The organism is Nostoc sp. CCY0012 (genome assembly GCF_963920855.1).
In the GTDB taxonomy this organism is placed as follows: Bacteria; Cyanobacteriota; Cyanobacteriia; order Cyanobacteriales; family Nostocaceae; genus Cyanocohniella.
Genome location: NZ_CAWUDM010000007.1, coordinates 14,060 through 34,695, shown reverse-complemented (window position 1 = coordinate 34,695; position 20,636 = coordinate 14,060). Strand labels below are relative to the sequence as shown.

The 20,636-nt window shown below is 41.1% G+C and carries 22 protein-coding genes and 1 pseudogene; 14 read left to right on the top strand and 9 right to left on the bottom strand.

Annotated elements, in window-relative coordinates; genetic code table 11:
• Position 1 precedes the first annotated feature (1 nt).
• The 3 genes from ACM0OS_RS03095 to ACM0OS_RS03085 are packed head-to-tail and all read left to right on the top strand — an operon-like array spanning position 2 to position 2,187.
• Positions 2-1,018 (top strand): tyrosine-type recombinase/integrase, encoded by a 1,017-nt coding sequence (locus tag ACM0OS_RS03095; protein WP_414541731.1) that lies wholly within the window; start codon positions 2-4, stop codon positions 1,016-1,018.
• Positions 1,019-1,021: 3 nt separating this feature from the next.
• Entirely contained in the window at positions 1,022-1,489 is a 468-nt protein-coding gene (locus ACM0OS_RS03090; RefSeq protein ID WP_414541685.1) for a hypothetical protein, read from the top strand.
• Between the two features lie 2 nt (positions 1,490-1,491).
• The gene (locus ACM0OS_RS03085) at positions 1,492-2,187 is read left to right on the top strand and encodes a hypothetical protein (RefSeq protein WP_414541684.1); all 696 of its coding nucleotides are present in this window, start codon (positions 1,492-1,494) and stop codon (positions 2,185-2,187) included.
• A gap of 1,265 nt (positions 2,188-3,452) precedes the next feature.
• Here ACM0OS_RS03085 and ACM0OS_RS03080 read toward each other — a convergent pair.
• The 8 genes from ACM0OS_RS03080 to ACM0OS_RS03045 form a co-directional block, all read right to left on the bottom strand.
• Entirely contained in the window at positions 3,453-4,388 is a 936-nt protein-coding gene (locus tag ACM0OS_RS03080) for a ParB/RepB/Spo0J family partition protein (RefSeq protein WP_414541683.1), read from the bottom strand.
• Positions 4,381-5,025 carry an AAA family ATPase gene (locus ACM0OS_RS03075; protein WP_414541682.1) on the bottom strand — a complete coding sequence of 215 codons (645 nt, stop codon included), beginning with the start codon at positions 5,023-5,025 and terminating at the stop codon, positions 4,381-4,383. Before ACM0OS_RS03075 ends, ACM0OS_RS03080 begins: the two co-directional genes overlap by 8 nt.
• A 287-nt stretch (positions 5,026-5,312) precedes the next feature.
• Positions 5,313-5,975 (bottom strand): Uma2 family endonuclease, encoded by a 663-nt coding sequence (locus tag ACM0OS_RS03070; protein ID WP_414541681.1) that lies wholly within the window; start codon positions 5,973-5,975, stop codon positions 5,313-5,315.
• Between the two features lie 125 nt (positions 5,976-6,100).
• On the bottom strand, positions 6,101-6,394 hold the full coding sequence (locus ACM0OS_RS03065) for a hypothetical protein (RefSeq protein ID WP_414541680.1): 294 nt from the start codon (positions 6,392-6,394) through the stop codon (positions 6,101-6,103).
• A 68-nt stretch (positions 6,395-6,462) separates the two neighbouring features.
• On the bottom strand, positions 6,463-6,864 hold the full coding sequence (locus ACM0OS_RS03060; protein ID WP_414541679.1) for a hypothetical protein: 402 nt from the start codon (positions 6,862-6,864) through the stop codon (positions 6,463-6,465).
• A 300-nt stretch (positions 6,865-7,164) separates the two neighbouring features.
• Positions 7,165-7,371: a hypothetical protein gene (locus ACM0OS_RS03055; protein WP_414541678.1), complete on the bottom strand. Its 207-nt coding sequence runs from the start codon at positions 7,369-7,371 to the stop codon at positions 7,165-7,167.
• Between the two features lie 8 nt (positions 7,372-7,379).
• On the bottom strand, positions 7,380-7,643 hold the full coding sequence (locus tag ACM0OS_RS03050) for a hypothetical protein (protein WP_414541677.1): 264 nt from the start codon (positions 7,641-7,643) through the stop codon (positions 7,380-7,382).
• 43 nt (positions 7,644-7,686) lie between these two features.
• Positions 7,687-7,911, bottom strand: coding sequence for a hypothetical protein (locus ACM0OS_RS03045; protein WP_414541676.1), 225 nt, complete (start codon positions 7,909-7,911; stop codon positions 7,687-7,689).
• Positions 7,912-8,093: 182 nt separating this feature from the next.
• Between ACM0OS_RS03045 and ACM0OS_RS03040 the strand changes: the two genes are divergently transcribed.
• The 5 genes and pseudogenes from ACM0OS_RS03040 to ACM0OS_RS03020 all read left to right on the top strand — a co-directional run bounded on the left by ACM0OS_RS03040 (position 8,094) and on the right by ACM0OS_RS03020 (position 13,759).
• The gene (locus ACM0OS_RS03040) at positions 8,094-8,312 is read left to right on the top strand and encodes a hypothetical protein (RefSeq protein WP_414541675.1); all 219 of its coding nucleotides are present in this window, start codon (positions 8,094-8,096) and stop codon (positions 8,310-8,312) included.
• A gap of 311 nt (positions 8,313-8,623) precedes the next feature.
• Positions 8,624-8,854 carry a hypothetical protein gene (locus tag ACM0OS_RS03035; RefSeq protein ID WP_414541674.1) on the top strand — a complete coding sequence of 77 codons (231 nt, stop codon included), beginning with the start codon at positions 8,624-8,626 and terminating at the stop codon, positions 8,852-8,854.
• 219 nt (positions 8,855-9,073) lie between these two features.
• Positions 9,074-9,445, top strand: a pseudogene (locus tag ACM0OS_RS03030) (Uma2 family endonuclease); the annotation flags it as partial.
• A 440-nt stretch (positions 9,446-9,885) separates the two neighbouring features.
• Positions 9,886-10,371 (top strand): hypothetical protein, encoded by a 486-nt coding sequence (locus tag ACM0OS_RS03025; protein ID WP_414541673.1) that lies wholly within the window; start codon positions 9,886-9,888, stop codon positions 10,369-10,371.
• Between the two features lie 361 nt (positions 10,372-10,732).
• Positions 10,733-13,759, top strand: coding sequence for a plasmid replication protein, CyRepA1 family (locus ACM0OS_RS03020; protein ID WP_414541730.1), 3,027 nt, complete (start codon positions 10,733-10,735; stop codon positions 13,757-13,759).
• 620 nt (positions 13,760-14,379) lie between these two features.
• On the opposite strand, the gene ACM0OS_RS03015 is transcribed toward ACM0OS_RS03020, so the two are convergent.
• Complete coding sequence (locus tag ACM0OS_RS03015) at positions 14,380-14,562, bottom strand: hypothetical protein (RefSeq protein ID WP_414541672.1); 183 nt, start codon at positions 14,560-14,562, stop codon at positions 14,380-14,382.
• Between the two features lie 603 nt (positions 14,563-15,165).
• Between ACM0OS_RS03015 and ACM0OS_RS03010 the strand changes: the two genes are divergently transcribed.
• The 6 genes from ACM0OS_RS03010 to ACM0OS_RS02985 all read left to right on the top strand — a co-directional run bounded on the left by ACM0OS_RS03010 (position 15,166) and on the right by ACM0OS_RS02985 (position 20,630).
• The gene (locus tag ACM0OS_RS03010) at positions 15,166-15,510 is read left to right on the top strand and encodes a hypothetical protein (RefSeq protein ID WP_414541671.1); all 345 of its coding nucleotides are present in this window, start codon (positions 15,166-15,168) and stop codon (positions 15,508-15,510) included.
• Between the two features lie 283 nt (positions 15,511-15,793).
• Positions 15,794-16,249 carry a hypothetical protein gene (locus ACM0OS_RS03005; protein ID WP_414541670.1) on the top strand — a complete coding sequence of 152 codons (456 nt, stop codon included), beginning with the start codon at positions 15,794-15,796 and terminating at the stop codon, positions 16,247-16,249.
• A 95-nt stretch (positions 16,250-16,344) separates the two neighbouring features.
• A complete protein-coding gene (locus tag ACM0OS_RS03000; RefSeq protein WP_414541669.1) occupies positions 16,345-16,677 on the top strand; it encodes a hypothetical protein in 333 nt (110 codons plus the stop codon).
• Positions 16,671-19,412 carry a helicase HerA domain-containing protein gene (locus tag ACM0OS_RS02995; protein WP_414541668.1) on the top strand — a complete coding sequence of 914 codons (2,742 nt, stop codon included), beginning with the start codon at positions 16,671-16,673 and terminating at the stop codon, positions 19,410-19,412. Before ACM0OS_RS03000 ends, ACM0OS_RS02995 begins: the two co-directional genes overlap by 7 nt.
• Complete coding sequence (locus tag ACM0OS_RS02990; RefSeq protein WP_414541667.1) at positions 19,409-19,930, top strand: hypothetical protein; 522 nt, start codon at positions 19,409-19,411, stop codon at positions 19,928-19,930. The genes ACM0OS_RS02995 and ACM0OS_RS02990 overlap by 4 nt, the downstream gene beginning before the upstream one ends.
• Positions 19,896-20,630, top strand: a complete 735-nt coding sequence (locus ACM0OS_RS02985) for a hypothetical protein (protein ID WP_414541666.1) — start codon at positions 19,896-19,898, stop codon at positions 20,628-20,630. The genes ACM0OS_RS02990 and ACM0OS_RS02985 overlap by 35 nt, the downstream gene beginning before the upstream one ends.
• The last annotated feature ends 6 nt before the right edge of the window (positions 20,631-20,636 follow it).

Genomic DNA, 20,636 nt, shown 5'->3' with positions numbered 1-20,636 from the left:
AATGAACCACAATACAGATTATTTACCTGCAATTAAACTGATTCCCCTGGATGGTGAAAGTTCATTAAAGATTGCCGGAATAAGGACGACAAAAACATCAACACCTACTGATATTCGCCTTGTCAAAGTACAAGAGTTTTTACGAAGTAATAACCTGGCACCTAACAGCCGCAAGCTATATGAACGTGAACTAAAGCGGTTTTTGGCATGGACACAACTGCACTATCATGAACTGCGTCCACGCCATTTAGGGCAATACAAAGAATACCTACGAGATGAAGTGCAAACTGATGCAGGTAAACCGCTTTCAAAAAGCAGCATCAATGCGGGGATTGCGGCACTCAAAAGCTTTTTTAAATGGATGTGCTACACGTATCCTGAGCTTGTTACTAGTAATCCTACATTGGGTATTAAACTGGAGAAAGTGCCACTGCCACCAGCTCAAAGTTTAACCATAGAACAAATGCAACGGGTGTGGTCAGCATTGGATTTGCTGGGAGAAACAAAACAACGGGATACGGCACTGGTTCATATTCTCAGTCATGGACTCCGCGCTGGGGAAGTTGTACAATTAAATGTTGGCTCGTTTGATGGCAAGCTGCTGTTTTTACCTGATACCAAAACTGATGAACCCCGTTTAGTACCGTTGCGAAAAGAAAGTCGGGAAGTGGTAGCAGAGTATTTACAATGGCGAGAACAACAGGGGGAGGTTTTAACCAGCGACTCCCCATTAATGATTTCACACCATGCTTCATATAAAGGCGATCGCTTGAGTTATCACGGGATTTACTTTGCAGTGGAGAAAATTGGGGAATTAGCAGACATTGAAGATTTGCATCCTCACCAATTCCGGCATACTTACGCTACCGAGTTGTTGCTATTGGGTGTTGATCCCAGCCATGCGCGGAAGTTGACGGGACATCAAAGCGAGAAAGCATTTCGGCGCTACACACTCCGTAGCGAACAAGAAGCGGCGATCGCTGCTTACTACCGTGCAATTGGTGAAGAAGTGGAGTAAGGTATGCCAAAGCCACTTGATCCTAAGTGCCAGCTATGTGCCAAGTTACCGACTTCTAAAGCAAAGGTACTGCATGGTGCTGAAGGGGATGGATGTTGGAATCCGCGCATTTGCCATAATCGTCGTTCGTTCTATCGTCGCCGCACTGAGAATCAGTCAACAGAAATTGATGCCATTTCAGTTGAACCACCAGCAACATATTTTGCAGTGCTGTACTTATATAAGGAACCAGGGGATAAGCCATTACACGCCTTGGGTGCAGAATTATGGCTGGGACAAAAGCCAATTTGTCGGTTAGAGCCAATTCACTGTTTTGGGCTAACGGCGGGAAAGATACGCGCCTACACAGATAAGGTGTTGCAGGCGTTTGCCAAAGAATATGGTGTCTCACTATATCAATATAAGGATATGTTTGAGATTAGCCCATCTCATTGCCCAGTACGTCCTTGTCCATTGCATCCAGAATCATAACCATGTCCACGTATCGTCAGTTAACTATCTGGGATGTGCTAGATGAGATGTCAGAAGCTCCACCAACATCTTCACTTGATGCAGTATGGCAGTGTTTAGATGCAGAATTGCATGATTTACCTGTGGAAGTACAATTATCAACCGCAGCACTGGCTTTTTCTCAAATTGCAGATATTCTCAAATCTCGTGCTGAGTCGGTTTTGCAGGATGTACGCGATCAAAATCATCCTGAAGGTCCCGTGATTAGTACCGATATGTTTGCGGGATTAGTACGGACAACAATGCAGTTAGATTTAGACGATTTAATAGAACCAGTAATACCGCAGACTTTTAAACCACATGGGGCGCATCACTTTTCTCATATAGGTGAGTCCAATGATTCAGTAGTAGCCCCGGTGGAGAAAGAAAAAGTGTTGGCAATGGTGGAAGAAGTAACGAGTTTAGAGGATGTTCGGAATTTGGCCAGTGATGAAGATGTAGAGAGATGGCAAAGTGCGATCGCTCTTTATTTAGTCAATATCAAAGACGACATTTCTGTGGACAAACTGCAACGGGTTTTGAAAATGCCAATGGTAGAGGTATGGTTGGGATTATTGCTGGGTGGGTTTCAATTGGAGCAACGTGGTGAGTTCTACAATAGCCAGGATATCTGGCTATTGAGAAATTCTGCGAAAAATTTTGTCCCCTCAAGCCAGTAGTGAGAAATACTACAAATCAAAGTCAAGGGTAAATGTTTGATTGTCAGACTCTTTCGGGGTTTCGGATATAGATGAAAAGTCTGCTGGTCTTGTTTGTTCTTAGCTGGGGACACGAACAACCTCAAAACCATCAACTAAAAGTTGAGGCTGCCATAACCATTATCAAAGCCAGCGGGAAAATTTTTTGCAAGGCGTGAATGTTCGACATGGGGGTCAAGAGGGGTACAAAGATGTCACTTGGAAAAAATACCCTAAGCAACACCTATGTGTACCCTACATAGGGGCTAAATAGTCATCAAATTTCTCAAAGTGTTTTAGGGTATATATAACCCCCATATATACCCCACTGGGAATTTGGAAAATTTTAATTCATGACCAAATTAAGGTTTCACCCCAGAGTGACGGAAGGGAAGCAACGCTCCAAAGTGAGGTGGCTTGGCTGGGGGACTGGGAAAGCAAATACAAGAAACGCCAAATAAAAAGGCGTGTATTTCTTATACAATAATGATTTGACGGTTCGACTGCGCTCACCGTCAACCCTGAGCGCAGCCGAAGGGTTGAGGCATTTAGCTGCCAATGAAAAATATTTTCTTTTCTCCAAGAGCTACTTCCGCTCCCCCTGCTCATTTCACGACGATCTCACTATGAACGCGTTGCTCCCGACGGAAGAGGGTTAGGGACTTCCAGAAATTAAATTCTCCAACTTTGAGAGCGAAGACGATAATCAGATTCTTTCTCCCCCAGCCTCCCGATCTGGCACTGCGCTACTTTCAGAAGCCGCTCCAAGTCTACGCGCAATCACTATAGCTTTAGTCAACTCAATTTGACCTTCTCCGCTCAAAATTTCAGCAGGCAGATTCAGCAGAGGTAAACAATTAGTATGAAAGGATTCCGCAGAAAACCGACCAATGCCAGCCATAACTGATTCAATAGTTTAAAGTTGGAGGAAAACGTTTTCCTCCAATTCTTGACCACGATTTTTGGCATGGTTGGTAGGATGCAACAGAAAATTTATCTCTCTGTTTAATCAGACATTCGGCCAATGCAATCTGTTTTATATATGTGAGTGCATATTTTATTATTCTGTTGATCCTTGTGGGCAATATCTTTGGGTTGCGATTGTATATCGCTATTGCCAGGAGGTCCTTTGCATTTCCCCGTCAGCTAAATCTAGTGGTTGGGGCAGTAACTTATTATGCAGATGGCGTGTACTAATCAGTTTTCTGTTCTAATTTAAAATTTGTTTTTGTCAAAAGCTCAATACCTTACCCATCAGTCTTTTTAACTAAATCTTCTATTTGAGACAGCAAAGAATCTAACTTTGCTCGTTTATCTGGGTCATGCCAAATATCTGCTTTCTTTAATTGTTGACCAATCTGGGAATACCTCTGAACATAGCTGGTACTAGGTTGTTCTGTTTCAGCATTATTTAGTTCTTGGATTTTTTGTTTAATTTCGCTCAAACTCAAATTTTTGGATACTGCTAGCTTGAGTAAAGTTTTTCGCTGTTGCTCATTTTTGACACGCGCGATCGCTCTAGCCTTAGTAAACTCAATCTGACCGAATCGTAGTGCGCTCAAAATTTCAGCAGGCAGATTCAGCAACGGTAAACGACTGGTACGAAATGATTCCGCAGAAAACCGACCAATGCCAGCCAGAACTGATTCAATAGTTTGAAGTTGGAGGAAAACGTTTTCCTCCAATTCTTTACCACGATTTTTAGCATGGTTGGCACGATGCAAGATAGAAGCCACCTCATCATTAGTGATGTTGAGAGTAATGGAAAGTAGCTTAAGAATAGCCTCAGTTTCTTCAACTGGGTTTAAGTCTTCGCGTTGCAGGTTTTCAATCAGAGAGACTTGGAGAGCTTGTTGTTCGTCAAGCTCCTTACTGACTATGGGAACATCAGGTAATTTCAGTTCTTGTGCTGCTCGATAGCGTCTTTCCCCTGCAACTAGCTCATAATTCCCATTTGCCAATGGGCGAACCAGCAAAGGTTCCAAAATCCCATGTTCTTGAATTGATTTGACTAACTGAGCTTGCTTATTGGGGTCAAAGTAACGACGGGGTTGTTGGGCAGGAAGTTGAATTTGTTCAATTGGTATAGTTTGAGAAAATTGAACACTTGCTGGGTCTGCAATAAATTTTTGGGCAATAGAAGCAGCAAGTCCTTGACTAAGTGGCTGCCTAGCTTTAGGCATTTAAAACCTCCAAAGCTTTTTTAAATATTTGTTCAATTTCACGTCTAGCAATTCCGGCTGTGGAGCCAGATAAATCAAAAACTGTAGAATTTTGGCCGTAGCAGTCAGCAATAATTTGGCGCTGATGAAGCACATTATCCAGAACCATAACATTTGGCATCAGTCGCAGGACTTCGATGGCTTCATCCTTTAATTTAGTTCCTTTGACTGCTCGATTTACAAACATCACTGCTTTCGGCTCTCCACGGCGAATCCTTTGAGCTTGCTGAATCAGTCGTACAGTATCCGAAGCACTCTCCAGATCAACACCCGTAGGTTGGCAAGGAACAATCACTAAATCAGCAGTTAAAATCAATGCTCTACTTGTTTCAGATAGTGCGGCTGGCCCATCAGCAATCACCCAATTGTATTCATCTATCAATTTAGGTAACTCATCCAAAAGTACATCAGGTGCTTGAAGAATCTGGCAAGGAACATCATTTTCTAATCGCGCTAGCCATTTGGAAGATGAGCATTGAGCATCAGCGTCTACAACCAACACAGATTTACGTTGTTTTTGCAACCAACGTGCTAGATGCACGGCAACTGTTGACTTGCCGGCTCCTCCTTTTTGATTGATCACTGCAATGATTGGCATAGCTTGGCTCAAAAATACATAGTACAGTTTACGGTAAACTTTCTCTTGTAAAAGTTGTGTTGTATAAAGCTAGTCATGTCGAACTAGCTGCAATATCCAAAAAGAAATAATACTGAATATTCCAATTGATTAAGCAAAAATACGGTATGCCAATTTAGCACAAAACCTTCTGTATTAGGCTGAACAGCCAAACCTAGCTTTAGTTTTTTTGTACTATATGAGTAGCTAATATTAAATCATTTGAACTAAGATGACTGTTAACCATCATCTGTCAAACAGCAACAAAATTAAAATGTATTTGGATCAATTCCTTGCTGTTGTAATCTGACTAATAAGTTTTGTAATTGTTCTTCCGGGGTTTGGTATCTGTTGCCATTTTCGTCATACCAAAACAGCCATTCTCGTGTTCTTCCTTGATAAGTACCCTGTTCCCGTCCAATACCTAAACCAATTTCCGGCATCCAAATTTTATCCCCTGGTTGTAAAATGTATTTACCTTCAACTAAGCGATAAACTTCTAAACGTTGGCGTTTACGACGTAGCCGCGTTGGTGCATAAATAACATAATACAAAATGCCTAATTCGGCATAATCGATTTTTTTCTGTTCATATTCGCCGTTGTAAGTTTGAGAAACAACTTCTAAAGCTAAAATAGGTGGAATTCCATCTTCTTCCCAAAAAACATAGCTAGAACGTCCATTTTCACCAACAAAACGTTCTACACCCAAAGTGAGGAATCCATCGGGAACTATGGCAGGTTTTAAAGGTGTATAGTAAATTCCCATGTTGATGCCGAAAAACCAATCATCGCGGTTTTGCCAAATCGCAGCTAAGATGGCTAACAATAAATTGGGGATTAATATTTGCAGTTCGTTATCCACAGGAGTATCATCAGAATCGGGTAATTCAGCCGATGAAGGTAAGCATTCTAATGGATTGTAGTTATACATAATACCTTGGTGGTTGACAGTTATCAGTTAACAGTCATCAGTTGAACAATCATCAAAACAAGCTTATTTTTCCTCCTTCATTTAAGGGTAACTTAGTCTGCACGCAAGAGACTTTAAAATAGAAGTTAGTCATCAAAATTGATTGGCTTACCGTGGAAGTGCTGGTAGATTTTTTCAGGGTGCATCCAGTTGGGTAGCGTTCTTTCTTCATCCTCTAAGTTGTTTCGATTCTCATCTACAAGCCCGTAGCGGACAAATATCCTAGAGAGTGGTGTTTCACCATTGGCGCTAAACTTTTTCAGTAAAATTGTCCCTGCCTTACGTACTGATGCTGTACGGTCTGGGAATGATTCATTGGTAGCATTATGGGTGATTCCTAGCAAGTATTCTTTGGCTTTACGGGTATTGGTGAGAGTCATTTTGAAGAATGCGATTGCGCTTCGCGCAATCGCACCAGCAGTATAAGTCTTGCCTGAGCCTTGATTACCTATGAGCTACAATGGTTTGAGTGAATTGATGATTTTCCACCATTACTAAACCAGCTATATCTAAATGTTTTAGATACTTGGCTTAAATCAAGTCTTTGCATCAAATCTGCTAAAAATTCGGCACAAGTTAAGTATGTTTTCTGTTGATAGTAGTGCTGAAATAGTTGCCAGGATTCAGTAAAGTGTTCTGAATTAATTCGGAAGTTTCTATGTGTGCGTTTTAAGTTCGCTATATGGTAAATTATTTTACCTGCTTTCGGTGATTCGATATCAAAATCAAAGTAATTCTTCAACTGAGAAATCAAACGATGCCAACTAGTATCTGATATTTGTTTCTTACAGATATTTTCATAACTTCTTTTTAGCTGCCTATATTTTTGACAGTATCTCTTGCTTGCCATTGTTAATTTCCACCTTGTTAATAAATAAAAAAGCACATTTCGCTTTATTCCAGTTACTTACTATATCCAGATAGCTTGAATTAAGTAAGTTGCTATGGCAACGAAGGTTGAAAAACTGTTACTCTCCAATTGGTAACATTGCATTTATCTATGTATTGATGGTTGTAATGCTTGCTAGATAGAGAAAGTGCGCTTTTAGAAGAAATGGAAAACAGCTTTTACCGCCTTAATAGACTTCTTGTAGGGAGAAGGGATGGAATTTTACTTTACCCTTTTGGCGACTGGTGCAATCGCTATTTTTCAGGCTGTAAAACCTTCAAGGGCGAATATTCTGATTGCTTCAGAAGATAGTAGAGTTTGTGACTGAAGTTCGATTAAAGCCTGTTCCGCATCCCCTAGAGTCACATCGGGGTGATATTTTAATGTTTTGAAATCTGGATGCTTGCGGATTTGTGCAAGTAGCTCTTGGGCTTGATTAATCAATTCTGGTAGTGGTTGATTTGGCATAATTTACCTCAAAAAATTGACACTTGCAATGATGATTGACTGAGTACAGAAGCATTAGTAGACATACCTTGCACTTCGTAACAACGAGTCAATAAGCTGTTTCTGTTGATGGTCAAGTCTTTCTTTTTTCGCTGTCCAGCCATTGGTCTAAAAGTATATTTAGGTGCGTTAATTGTGCCGCTTTTATGCCTGTATTGATACAGAGTTAGGTCAATTTGGTACACTTTTGATTGAGTCAGTAGCGTGGCATCATTGACTAGTGAAAGATTCATTATTCTCCTCAAATGTCAAGGGTAATTATGTTGAATGACGGCATCAAATACCGTTATTTTCTGCCTGAGTAGATTGAAAATTTTCAATGCCTTCTTGAACTTCACCTAACGCATGAATTACATCAAGTAAATTAAAATCATTCGCTCTAGTAAATTCTTCAGTAGCTTCTATTTCTCTGTATTCTGATTTGGCTTGCAGCATTCTCAATGTTTCTTCTATGCCTTTAAGAATGCTCTGAATTTGCTCTGTAGTTAAAATTTGAGTCATTGCTTCTTTTTTTTGAGATGAGGTGGTTGGTTCTTTACTCCTCACGCTTATTAGTGTACTTAAATGCCATTATGCTGGCATGGCGGGTGTGACGGTTTTTGTGCTGGCATAATGGCAAGCTGGCACAAAATAAATCTTCTATACTCGTGGCATGACGGCAATTAGCCAAAGGATATAAAATTATGGTGCAAACTGAATTACAGTTATTCGTGCCAGACAAACCCAAAAGCAAACGACAAGACCCGAATTTTACAAAAATTACAGCAGATGTCAGTAGAGATAATGCAGCAAAAGTAAGAGCTATCAGCGCTTTATGTGATATCAGTTTTTCTGAAGCTGTAGACGAAGCTTTAGCAGACTGGATTGAAAAGAAAAAGGCTGATAAAAAATTTGAAATATGATTGACCCTGTTTTGTGGGTTGCTACATTCCACTTGCCCTTGTATGGGTTTGAAACAAGTCCGTACATGAGGTTTAATACTTGCTCTCATTAGCGTTGGGGTGAGAGTGGTCTGTCGGTTGTCCCTCACACTTGCCATGCTAATAACAATATAATAGCTTTCGCAATACATTAACGATACAGTTAGTTGATGTATTTGCTCTTAACAGATAAGATAACTGTATTTCTATTGTATTGCTAATAAGTTTTGATTGTGAGTATACTGCTGATGTGCTGCAATTGAGGAGGTAGAGTGTACAGCGAAATTCTTGAAATGACCAAAAGACGGCGAATAGCGACCACGTATAGGCTAGATAGCTGGGTAACAGACCAGTTAGTTGATTTAGCTAATGAAGCGGGGGAAAGCGTAAACGCCTACGTTGAAAAAGTTTTATTTAAGCATTGTATAGATAATTTGCCTGAAGATGACAGAGTTGAACCATTAGGTGATCAGCGTAGGCGGGCAAGCAAACGAGGTTTAAAATTAGTGGAAGATGAAGAATGATTAACCCACAAACTCTTGACCTAGCCACTCTGCCTTGGCTCCCATTAGAAGAAAAAACCACCTTCCCAAAACAGCATTCATTAAGCCAATTGACAGTGAATCAGCTTATTCACCAGATACAGCACTTCCGCCTGCTATGAGGTACGCACACAGTTGCAAAAGTTAGGATAGGAAAGGGATATGGGTAAAATTGTGCTTCATAATAGCCGGAAGTGCTGTATTCTGCTCCTTAATAGCCCTAATTTAGCCAATGAACCTCTGTGGAAACAAGAATCCACTCTCAGCCTTGCAGCGTCAATTCCGTTGGTTATTGAAGTAGTCAGCACCAACTGGAGAGACGAATATTTCACGAAACTAGGTAAATATGAAGAGGTGGGAATCCCCGAATATTGGATTGTCGATTATCTTGCCCTCGGTGGACGTAAGTTTATTGGCAATCCCAAAAAACCAACTGTTTCCATCTACTACTTAGTGGAAGACGAATATCAAGTTAGCCAGTTCAGGGATGACGATCTCATTCAATCACCAACTTTCCCCGAACTAAATTTAACCGCCGAACAAACTTTTCAGGCGGGGAAACGACTAACGTAGCCACAATGAGGCAGCGAGTTATTAAAATTTATCTTTGAGAGCGGAATGAGGAATGTTATTCTAACTACAGCTATGTTAATCAAGCCCAAACCACCCTTGTATCTACAGGAGGAAAAGCCACAAAGCAGTATATTAAGAAAATAGAAATATCCAGGTGAGCCGTTAGACGAAAGATTGGTGTTCGGAGATCTTGGGGAAGGTCAAAAACACTTAAATCTCGAGAGCTAACCGGAACTCACGACTCAACCCTTGTGGCAATATTAGCACACACGGGCGGGTATGGTATGCCTTTTTTTTCAGAAAAATTCTGGAAGGTATCTAGCGCTACAATTTCTCCCGACCCTAAATAGACAGAAACGTAGACTGAGGTCGAGTTTCACAGTTACAAGTATCTAAAGGAGAATTTCACGACTAGATACCTCATAAATGAGGATAACTTCGTGATTACTTTCATTTTTCAAGTTAATAAATTTTTATCAAGAAAGGCAGAGGGCAGAGGGCAGGAGGCAGAAGGAACACTGTCACAAAAATTGCTCCACCTGGAGAAACCACAAAACCGCATTCTCTCCTCTACTCTGTGCTGCAACCACAAGGAGCAAGGGTTTAAGACCCCCACTGTTGCGTCATCTGACCGCAGGGTACAAGAGTTTAGTGGATCTAAATCAGGAGGAGTTGAATTACCTTCTGACTTGTTCCTTCTGCCCTCTGCCTCCTGCCTTCTGCCTTCTTCAATTACTAAATTCTGCTGGCAAAGTTATCTACAAGCTACTAGCCTCATCAATGAGCTAAAAAGCGCATCAGAACTACTGCAACTAAATTACAGAGAGTTTCCAGCATGGAGTGTCAGACTTCAACCTGAAATCTTTGACAACGCAGCAAATCCGCCACCAGCAAAAAGACACCAGCTGATGACCGATTTTTCTTAAGAATGTACCAAAAATAGGAAATCGGCTAGCTACCCACAGAACAGACATTGTATTGGCATTCTACAAACATTTTGTAGCTGCTCACTCACAGACTGACTGCTGCCAAGCAACCAACCGCAAAAAACGTAATTTTACTTTAACAATGTCTGCACCATTATGGTGAAACTAGTTTAGTTGAGACCAAGTAGGATGAATTGTTTGAAAGCAAAACATTATGAGCATTTCAAAAAAAACACTTCATACATTCAGCTAATAATTTTTAGCTGTGATAGAGAACAGGTTTCAGCATCGCTAGTTTCGCCTTAACTGTGGGTAGCTCCGATAGACGCAATTATTATCGGGGGCTACAAAAGTGTTACAAATCAATACAATTGACATTCAAGGGTCTATCTTTGAAGCTAAACACCTTCAAGAATGGCTGAATAGCGGAATAGATCAAGAAATCTTCGCTCTCAATGCCAAGTCACTTTCCGGCACAGTACCTTATGAATTTCTCATTTACAGCCCGAATATCTCACGCCGTAATGATGGACGACTCAGGGATGGCGACTTAAAAAGATATAGCCACTTGGAGTATGGGGGGTGGTGGTGCAGTGGCATTGATCCCCTGAACGATTACAAGTTAATGATTTGGGGTTGCTTCAAACCCAACCAACCCAGGCGTGACCAGAAAAAAATTCATAAATTTCTCAAGTACGAGCATCCCCCCAAAGAACAGACACGAGCATTCTTCCTGCAAATTACAAAACAGCATTGGGCAAAAATCTCAGACCGATGTAGCATTCCCATTACAAAAGAAGATTTGCAGCATCCTGGCGGTTTCTGGCATTGGGTTTGGCTACATAATGTCCCTGTGACGATTGTTGAGGGGGTCAAGAAAGCAGCTGCATTACTGTCAGCTGGTTATGCGGCGATTGCGCTACCTGGGGTGAACGCTGGTTATCGGACTCCCCAAGATGAATACAGCATCACTATTGGCAAACCTTTCCTCATCCCTGACCTGAAACATTTCGCCACTGCGGATAGGCAGATGAACATTTGCTTTGACCAAGATTCCAAGCCAGAAACAGTGCAACGAGTAAAAACCGCTATCAATCGCATGGGGCGTTTACTCATGGCAGAGGGCTGTGAGGTCAAAGTCATTGAATTACCGCCAGGAGGGGAGAAGGGCGTTGACGATTTTATCGTGGCTGAAGGTCAAGAGGCGTTTCACGCTCTTTACAATACCGCCGAAGTCTTGCAAATGTGGGAAATCAAGCTGTTTACCATCCTCACTTACCCGCCGGCGATCGCACTCAACCAGCGTTTTCTAGGTCAAATTCTCGTCCCAGAAGGCGAAAAGCTGATTGTTTTGAAGGCCCCCAAAGGTACAGGAAAAACCGAATGGCTAGCTGGTGAGGTCGCAAAAGCACACGACCAAGGGCGGAGAGTGCTAATTGTTACTCATCGCATCCAACTAGGAGAAGCGTTATGTAATCGTTTTGGTGTCAACTATGTTACTGAAATTTATGGCTCAGAAACAGGTGATTTACTCGGCTATGGCGTGTGTATTGATTCACTGCATTCTGAAAGCCAAGCCAAATTTAACCCCAATGACTGGTCTAATGATGTGATTATCATCGACGAATGCGACCAGGTGTTCTGGCATCTGCTCAATTCTAAAACCGAGATAGCTAAACGCCGGGTAGCGGTACTCAATAACCTCAAGCAATTAGTTCAAAATGTTCTCAGTAGCCAGCATGGTAAAATTTACCTGTCTTCGGCAGATGTCTCAGATACAGACGTTAAATATATACTATCTTTGGCTGGTGAATACCGAGTTAACCCCTTTGTAATTGTTAATAACTATCGCCCTGATTCCGGCAAATGTTACAACTACAGTGGCAACGATCCCCGAAAATTAGTCGCGGCGATGGATAAAGCCTTGTCCAAGGGAGGCCATCACATACTTTGTTGCTCTGCTCAAAAAGCCAAATCACGATGGGGGACTAAGACATTAGAAGAACGGTTTCGCCGGAAATTCCCAAACTTGCGAATTTTGCGAATTGATAGCGAGTCAGTAGCCGACCCGACACATCCAGCTTACGGCTGCATTGGGCATCTGAATGAAATTTTGACACAATATGATTTAGTGATTGCCTCGCCTAGTTTAGAAACCGGAGTTTCTATCGATATCGTTGGCTATTTTTCTACAGTCTGGGGCATTTTTCAGGGAGTGCAGCCAACTAACTCGGTGCGCCAAATGCTAGCCAGATTACGAGAGACAGCCGACCGTCACATTTGGGTGAGAAAACGCGGTTTTGGCAGAATTGGTAACGGGATGACTGCAATCGGGGCGTTATTGCGAAGCCAACACTCAGCAACTCGCGCTAATATTGCCCTATTGTCCGCAGCTGATAATGAAGATTACAGCTACATTGACCAGAATTTTCAACCAGAGTCGTTACAGACTTGGGGAAAACGTGCTTGTGTCATCAATGCTGACATGAAATGTTATCGTGATGCTGTGCTTAAAGGTTTGCTAGGTGATGGCTACAAGATTTTAGATGCCGCAGATATAGATGACGATGAAGGTAAAAAAATTCTAGAATCGGTCAAGGCAGTATCCCTTAGTGTGTACACAAACGAGTGTGAAGAAACTGCTGCTGTGGAAATTCCCACAGATACTGAACTCAAGAAAATTAAAGAAAAACGTGCGAAAACTCGTACCGAACGCCAGCAAGAACGCAAAGCAGATTTAGCCCATCGTTACGGTATTGAAGTCACAGCTGACTTAATCAGGAAAGATGATGACGGTTGGTATCCCCAACTGCGGATGCAATATTATCTGACATTGGGGCGAGATTTTCTCACAAAGCGTGATGCCAAACGAGCTAAGGCACAAGCAGAGGCAGGTAATGGTGCAATTTGGAAGCCTGATTTTAATCAGCAACAGATGATGCCTGCGGTGATGCTCATAGAAGAACTCAAAATCCTTGAATTTCTTACCCCAGGAGTGAAACTTCGGGGTTCTCTTCCTGAATTACTGGCATTAAAAGCAATAGCAGTCCAGCATCGGTATACTATCCAAAATTACTTGGGGATTACGATTTCCGAGAAACTGACCCCCATTGCGATCGCCCAAAAATTATTAGGCTGTATGGGGCTAAGTTTAACCTATGTCGGTCGGTTAGGTTCTAGAAAAAATCGTGAGCAAGTTTACGAGTTTATTTCCCCCGATGATCAGCGCGATTTAATTTTCCACCAATGGCTAGAGCGAGATGAATCAGCTCATAAGTTTAGTGAGCAAAAAGAAGCAAATTCTCATTTGGTGTCACCTACTAGTAATAAAGAAATGATCACTCAACTAAGCGACACGAAACCAACAGTCCCCCAAACGGTTATTTAAGGGGAGTAATGTTCCAATTTGGTGTCACCTACTAGTAATAAAGAAATGATCACTCAACTAAGTGACACGAAACCAACAGTCCCCCAAACGGTTATTTAAGGAGGAGCAATGTTCCAAAGTCAGATGGCAAGCCTGGGGAGGCTGGGAAAGATACAATCCGGTTGGGATCAGAAATTTGCTCATGAAGGCAAGCTGAGGGGCAGGGGTAGAGGAATATGTTGCTTTCTTCTGTCAAGTCGCTTCTCTGCGAGACGCTACGCGTTAAGCGGAGCTATGCCGCAGGCTCTATTTTTAATTTTGCATTTTGAATTCAAAAAAGGTCAGTGGATAATCCCCATCAACTTTGCCAATGGTTGTAAATTGCTTGCTTGTGATTGGTTAGTTGTAGCATTTAACTAGCTTATGAGCGAGAAAATAGGTAGTTTAAGCAAAGAAAACGTGATTGCAAAAGGTACACTGCAACTGAAGCTTTTGTAGTTCATTATTCCTAAAAAGCTTAAGTTTATTGCAAGTACACTTAGGGCAATTGATAGAAGAGAGAGCATCGATTTCAATTTGAGCCTGAGTTTGTTGTGCGATCGGGGAAGGTTGGGAAAGTTGGGGAACCGATGCTTCTGTTCTCAGGCTACCAATTTTGGGGAAGACTGTGACTCCTCCTCCCAAGCGTGGATTAATAATTCTCGATGAAAATCAGTGCCTTTATCTCTGAGCCATTTACGAACTTCTGTCGGGAGCTTAACGCAAACAGGTTTAGGGTCTAAACTATCTGGTTGACTAGCAAATTTTCCGTCTTCGCCTCTCATGGGAAATTACCAACGCGATGAAAGCAGTATGCAACAAAAAACCGCCGTATACAACGATTAAATTATAGATAATATTCCTCTTAATCTTGATTAGATATAGAGAAAGCTTATTAAAACCAGGGTTTACCGTGGTTTACCGCCGTTTACCACCGTAAACTACGGCTAAAGATAGAGAAAATCAGCAAAAATTTTGATTAGGCATAAAAGTTTTAAATAATCAACTACTGAAAGTAAAGTCATTAACGTAAATTTATACGTAGAAATATCAAGTTCTATTTAATTGGTATTGCTTTCTTTTGCAGATTTAGTTTAGAGTCATGCTACAAAGCATTCACTAACTGTTTGGAGAGTAATTATAAATTTGAGATAACCACCTAAAGCAGGGAAACCCTCTACCTGTGGTCGTTTCTCAAATAAATGTTTGGGCTTTCAGACACATATTATCATGTTTTCCCACTTTCCCTTTTCAAAAGGGGACAAATACGCTTTTTGCTGGCTATCAGCAGAAAAACGCGTGCAAATTCTCAATCAGTTGTTTGGTTAATTTACCAATTTCTAGATGAGAAAGTCTAGTCAAGAAAAATTAGAAGTTCTGAGCATGAGATGGAGGCACTACAAGTCAGAGAATTAACCAGACCAGAAGTTGCAGCAATGATGAAGCCAAAGGTTTCAGCAAGGCAACTCCAGGAATACTTGAATATTGCTCGTAAGTATGTACCAGAATTTAACAAATTTAACGATCCCACTACAGGACGTTTAAAAGGAATGGCCAAACTATACGAGTGTCATGTTCCAGTACTTCAAGAAATTCGCTCCCTAGCGAGGGAACATACCCTAGCAGATATAGAGAGTGTATTTCAAAAAAGAGCGTCATCGAAGATAGCAGGGGGAGCCGGGGGAGAGGAAAGTGCTGGGGGAGTAATACGAATGGCACGCTCGTTTAGCTGAAAGGTAAGTAGCGTAAGGATTGCAGAGGGGCAGGGGTGCAGGGGTGCAGAGGGGAATTTCTAAATATTCGTTCTTCGTATGTCTAAAACTTCTTCTTTCTCCCCTGCTGCTTCAACGATTTTCCCTTTTCTTAGTGCCATTCGGAGTAATACCAATTCATCAAAATTCTGTAACAGATCCAAACCTAAAAACCCTTGTCAAATAGCCTGTTTGATAAGCTTTTTGAATTTTGACTTCCGCGCAGCGGTACTAGGGGCTTGAAAGAAAAATGCCTTCAAAAAAAATGAAAAAAGGAGCTATTGTTTTGATTAACGAACGCTTACCACGACAACCCAAATCTAATAGCCAGAAAGTTGCTAAAGTTATAGGCAAGTATGGACGTAAATATCAGCATCATATTTATGCTGTGGGTACAACTTTGATTATTGCCAGCCAAATAATGCCAGCACAAGCATTTGGCTTGTTCGACCCAACCCAACAAGCATTGACATGTATGTTCGGTACTACTGGTGCTTTGGGTAATGCTGCTATCAATGCATTACCTGGAGTCATAAATGCTGCAATAACGGTCATGCTATTTATTTATTTCGTAGCATCTGGCGTGAAAGTTGCAAATGCTCTAGGTGATGGGCAAGAAGTTACACAGATGGTGCAGCAACCAGTAGGAATTTTCTTTATAACTCTTGTGTTATTCATTGCCCAAAATATACTGTTTGCTGGTATTACTGCGGCTTGTTAAGTTATTCCCATCCAAGGATTAATGTTATGGACATTAATCCTTGACTATCTTCTCAATTCCCATCCACAAAGGGATGTGGTTTCCCGGTGATGCTTATGAAAGATAAACAATCAATCAAACCAGTCAATCAATCTCTGGGTAAAAGTGCATCAATTGGCATCTTTACAGGATTTCAATTTGCTGTTTCTCTTATGTCATTTGGAGTAGGTTTTTTCATTGCTTTTTTCTTTCGCTTAGGGATGATATGGAGCATATTAATTGGTCTCTGGTTTAGTGCGACGACAATAACTTTGTCTGGAAAAAAACCTTATTTGTTTTGGTCAAAAATTTTCCCAGGGGTTCCCATGTGGACGCGTGGTTATGTCCGATATTCTTCCCCTCAAGAGAAGAAAAAAGCCGGCTTGAAAAAACTTCCTAAATCATGGTGAAAACAACATCTAAAAACAGAAGTAAAAAACTCAGCCCTTTCGAGGATGTATTAGACTTGACAACGCTTGTAAGGCTAAGGAAGGGAGGATATACTATTGGTGCTTATTTACTGAGTAAAAAGCAAGTAGGCGATACTAATAATACTTTGCAATTGGTTTTCGGCTATGCCTGTACAGGCTTTCATCCTTTATTTAATTCAGACGAGCAAGTAGAAGCGATTTCCCATGCTTTTGAGAATGGGTGCAAAGAAATACCACCTGGTGAAAAATTCACATTCCGGTGGAGTTCATTGTGTGATGAAGAGGAAGCTGTTGAACGTTTTCGCCATCGTTTAAACAATCCTGTCAATGATGAAAGCGAGTTTTTAGACTGGGGTCAACTAGCCCGAATTCAAGAGTTAACCAGAGAAAAACAACGGAAAAATATCACTCTCAATATTTATACTACTTTTACCATTAAACCAGGAGGAACAGAAGCAGGCGATTCAGTTGACCGAGCCATAGTGAAGCTATCCAATTTCTTACAGCGTAGATTTACACCCACGGGCGCAACTGAGTTAACAAGAAAAGCGATTATTCAAATTCTGGAAAAAGCCATAAATGTTTCACTCAGACATCAACAAATATTGTCGGAAATGGGTTTATTTCCCTCTCCCAAATCCGAAAAGCAACTTTGGAGAGATTTAACTTACAATGTGGGAGGCAAATTAGTAAAACTCCCTCACACCCTGGTTTTTGATGAATCTGGTTTGAGAGAGGAGTTTAACGAAACTGAACCAGAAGACTCACAATATATTGATCAGGCTCATGCAACCTCTGTACTTTTGAACAATGGTATACCCTACGCAGATCGGCAGTGGGTATGTCTGCCGACTCCAAACAATGGTAAAAAGTATGTAGGGGTAATGACGCTAACCCAAAAGCCAGAAGCGTTTGCTGACACAGCAAATCAAGTGCGTTTTTTGTGGAATATATTCGCCCGTGATACCATTCACGATATCGAGATAATTACAGAGATTAGCCCTGCGGATCAAAAGCTGACTAGGCTAACTCAGCAAATGATTACCAGGCGATCGCGCAACGCTGAGATCAATGCTAGCAAAAAAACCATTGACGTAGCATCGCAGATTAACACTGAATGGTCTGTAAATGCCCAAAAGCAACTCTATACGGGTGATGTACCGGAAAATTTAGCTCTGATTGTCTTAATTTACCGCGACACACCAGAAGAAATTGACGATGCTTGCAGGCTGATTTCTGGCTACGTCAACCAACCAGCAGAACTAACCCGTGAAACTCAATACGCTTGGTTAATTTGGCTAGAAACCTTGTTACTAAAACAAAAACCACAACTAACCAGCCCTTACAATCGACGATTAACATTTTTTGCTAGTGAAGTAATCGGCTTAACTGCTGCTGTACAGAATGCTAAGGCCGACACGCAGGGGTTTGAATTGATTGCTGATGAGGGACACTCACCAGTCAAAATTGACTTGACCAAAACCAAAAACATGATGGTCATTGGTACTACTGGAAGTGGGAAATCAGTTTTAGTCTCATCTATTATTGCTGAGTGTTTGGCTGTGGGTATGTCAATACTCATGATTGACTTGCCTAACGATGATGGTTCAGGTACGTTTGGAGATTTCACACCGTACTACAAAGGATTTTACTTTGATATTTCCAAGCAATCGAACAACCTTGTACAACCTTTAGACTTGTCAAAAATCCCGTTAGAGCAAAGAGAAGATAGGGTAAAAGCGCATCGCAACGATGTCAACCTGATAGTCTTACAGTTGGTTTTGGGTTCACAGCAGTTTGATGGCTTCCTCGCTCAAACAATCGAGTCATTGATTCCCTTGGGGACAAAAACTTTCTACGAAAATCCCGATATTCAACGACGATTTGAGTCGGCTAAAAAACAGGGGCTGGGGTCTGCTGCTTGGGCAAACACTCCTACTTTAGTTGATATGGAGCAGTTTTTTGCCGCAGACTGCATTGATTTGGGTTATGAAGATGAAAATGTTGATAGAGCATTGAATTATATTCGCTTGCGACTCCAGTATTGGAAATCTAGCTCCATAGGTGATGCCATTTGCAAACCTTCTACCTTTGAAACAGACAGTCAACTAATCACATTTGCATTAACTAACTTGCAATCGGGTAAAGATGCTGAGGTATTCGGGATGTCTGCTTATATTGCAGCATCACGGCAATCGTTATCCTCGCCTAATAGTGTGTTCTTTATGGATGAGGCAAGTGTTTTGTTACGCTTTCCTGCTTTATCTCGGCTAGTAGGTCGTAAATGCGCTACTGCCCGTAAGTCAGGATGCCGCATTATTCTAGCGGCTCAAGATGTTATCTCTATCGCCAAGTCGGAGGCAGGGGAGCAAATATTACAGAATATGCCTTTACGGTTGATTGGTCGCATTGTCCCAGGGGCTGCGAAAAGCTTTTCTGAATTACTCGGCATTCCCAGGGAAATTATTGACAAAAACGAAACTTTCACCCCAAACATCCAACAGCTATATACATTGTGGCTGCTGGACTATAACAACAAATACATTAGATGTCGCTATTACCCGTCTTATCCCCTCCTCGCCCTGGTCGCCAACAGCCGAGAAGAACAAGCCACACGAGATAAGTTTAAAAAAATTTACAGCGATAAATTTACATGGGTGGCAGAATTTTCTAAGCATTATGTTGAGTGCATTAGGCAAGGTAAACCACTATGAAGAATTTATTACCCTTAGTAATTCAAAACAAAATCCTGTTAGCAATATTGGCAGGAGTTGTTTCAATAGGCAGCTTTCAAGTATGGCAATACAACCAGCAAAAACATGAAGAATTTATAGCTGGAAAAGAGCAAGATTGTAAAGCTCAATTACATATAGGAGAAGTTACAGTCAAGCAAAGTCGTAATCTTAGAAACCTAAAGTACAACCAAGTAGCTAACCCAGACTTAGAACAGCCAGGTATTAATTCAGAGTTTGAACCGGGAAAAGGATATGTTTTGATTTATACAAACGCTAGATCATTATTTCCTGCAAATTCGGCTACTTATGAAAGCGATTTTTTTAAAAGTCTTGCAACTGCCGATGGATTTGCACCACAGCCATTGGTAGTAACAGGTGTTTCAATCGATATGCAGAAAAAACAGGCTTTAGTATCTTCTTATTGTTCATCTAAACCTTTTGTAGTACCCTTAGAAAATTTGTATGAAACTTTTCAAACAATCGATATTAATTTCTAGTTTGGCATTTTATATAGCTTTAGCTACTTTACCTGCTAACGCTCAAACTAACGAACCATCCAAATCTTTTTTAACCCAGTTTGAGCAAATGTATAACAGTTTGCAGATGTACATAAATAGCTATAGAAATGAATTTAGTCAAGGTTGGGGTGAGTTAAATAATGAAATAAACAAAGCAATTCAATCCACTGTAGGAAATTTGGGAATACCAGACCCTTTAAATGCTGGTAAAAAGATTGAAGAAGTTTTTGCAAAGCAGTCAGGCGATTTATTAGAAATAGATCCCCGGACTCAAGCCGAAAATGCTGTAAGAGATTGGAATCAAAAGTATACCCGTGGTCAATCCCAATCGACTTTAGGCGTTGAAGGACAAAAAGTACAAGCCCAAGAAGCGCAAATATCTAACGAAGCTGTAGCGACTTCTTCAAATAATGCTGAAGCGGCCCAAGAGGATATTGTGACTCAAGATATCCTCAAAAAAATTGCCATTCAAAATTTACAAGGCTCAATAATTACAAAATCTATACATGCTGAAGCACAAAAACAATCTCGCGCTTTGGCTGCTGCCAATATAAATTTAACTGATATGTCCAGTCGTATGGATGAGCAGTCAAGAAAAGAGGAGGCTGAAGCGATGACAACAGCTAGAGAGATATTGAAATCGGCTGCTGCTTTAGATGCATTCTGGGAAAATCAATAATTTGAT

Coding starts and splice junctions, on each gene's coding strand:
- ACM0OS_RS03045 (WP_414541676.1), bottom strand. CDS start 7,911: ATGACTCAAATTTTAACTACAGAGCAAATTCAGAGCATTCTTAAAGGC.
- ACM0OS_RS03015 (WP_414541672.1), bottom strand. CDS start 14,562: ATGAGAGGCGAAGACGGAAAATTTGCTAGTCAACCAGATAGTTTAGAC.
- ACM0OS_RS03035 (WP_414541674.1), top strand. CDS start 8,624: ATGACCAAAAGACGGCGAATAGCGACCACGTATAGGCTAGATAGCTGG.
- ACM0OS_RS03095 (WP_414541731.1), top strand. CDS start 2: ATGAACCACAATACAGATTATTTACCTGCAATTAAACTGATTCCCCTG.
- ACM0OS_RS02995 (WP_414541668.1), top strand. CDS start 16,671: ATGGTGAAAACAACATCTAAAAACAGAAGTAAAAAACTCAGCCCTTTC.
- ACM0OS_RS03040 (WP_414541675.1), top strand. CDS start 8,094: ATGGTGCAAACTGAATTACAGTTATTCGTGCCAGACAAACCCAAAAGC.
- ACM0OS_RS02990 (WP_414541667.1), top strand. CDS start 19,409: ATGAAGAATTTATTACCCTTAGTAATTCAAAACAAAATCCTGTTAGCA.
- ACM0OS_RS02985 (WP_414541666.1), top strand. CDS start 19,896: ATGAAACTTTTCAAACAATCGATATTAATTTCTAGTTTGGCATTTTAT.
- ACM0OS_RS03070 (WP_414541681.1), bottom strand. CDS start 5,975: ATGTATAACTACAATCCATTAGAATGCTTACCTTCATCGGCTGAATTA.
- ACM0OS_RS03075 (WP_414541682.1), bottom strand. CDS start 5,025: ATGCCAATCATTGCAGTGATCAATCAAAAAGGAGGAGCCGGCAAGTCA.
- ACM0OS_RS03010 (WP_414541671.1), top strand. CDS start 15,166: ATGGAGGCACTACAAGTCAGAGAATTAACCAGACCAGAAGTTGCAGCA.
- ACM0OS_RS03080 (WP_414541683.1), bottom strand. CDS start 4,388: ATGCCTAAAGCTAGGCAGCCACTTAGTCAAGGACTTGCTGCTTCTATT.
- ACM0OS_RS03005 (WP_414541670.1), top strand. CDS start 15,794: ATGAAAAAAGGAGCTATTGTTTTGATTAACGAACGCTTACCACGACAA.
- ACM0OS_RS03085 (WP_414541684.1), top strand. CDS start 1,492: ATGTCCACGTATCGTCAGTTAACTATCTGGGATGTGCTAGATGAGATG.
- ACM0OS_RS03050 (WP_414541677.1), bottom strand. CDS start 7,643: ATGAATCTTTCACTAGTCAATGATGCCACGCTACTGACTCAATCAAAA.
- ACM0OS_RS03055 (WP_414541678.1), bottom strand. CDS start 7,371: ATGCCAAATCAACCACTACCAGAATTGATTAATCAAGCCCAAGAGCTA.
- ACM0OS_RS03000 (WP_414541669.1), top strand. CDS start 16,345: ATGAAAGATAAACAATCAATCAAACCAGTCAATCAATCTCTGGGTAAA.
- ACM0OS_RS03060 (WP_414541679.1), bottom strand. CDS start 6,864: ATGGCAAGCAAGAGATACTGTCAAAAATATAGGCAGCTAAAAAGAAGT.
- ACM0OS_RS03065 (WP_414541680.1), bottom strand. CDS start 6,394: ATGACTCTCACCAATACCCGTAAAGCCAAAGAATACTTGCTAGGAATC.
- ACM0OS_RS03090 (WP_414541685.1), top strand. CDS start 1,022: ATGCCAAAGCCACTTGATCCTAAGTGCCAGCTATGTGCCAAGTTACCG.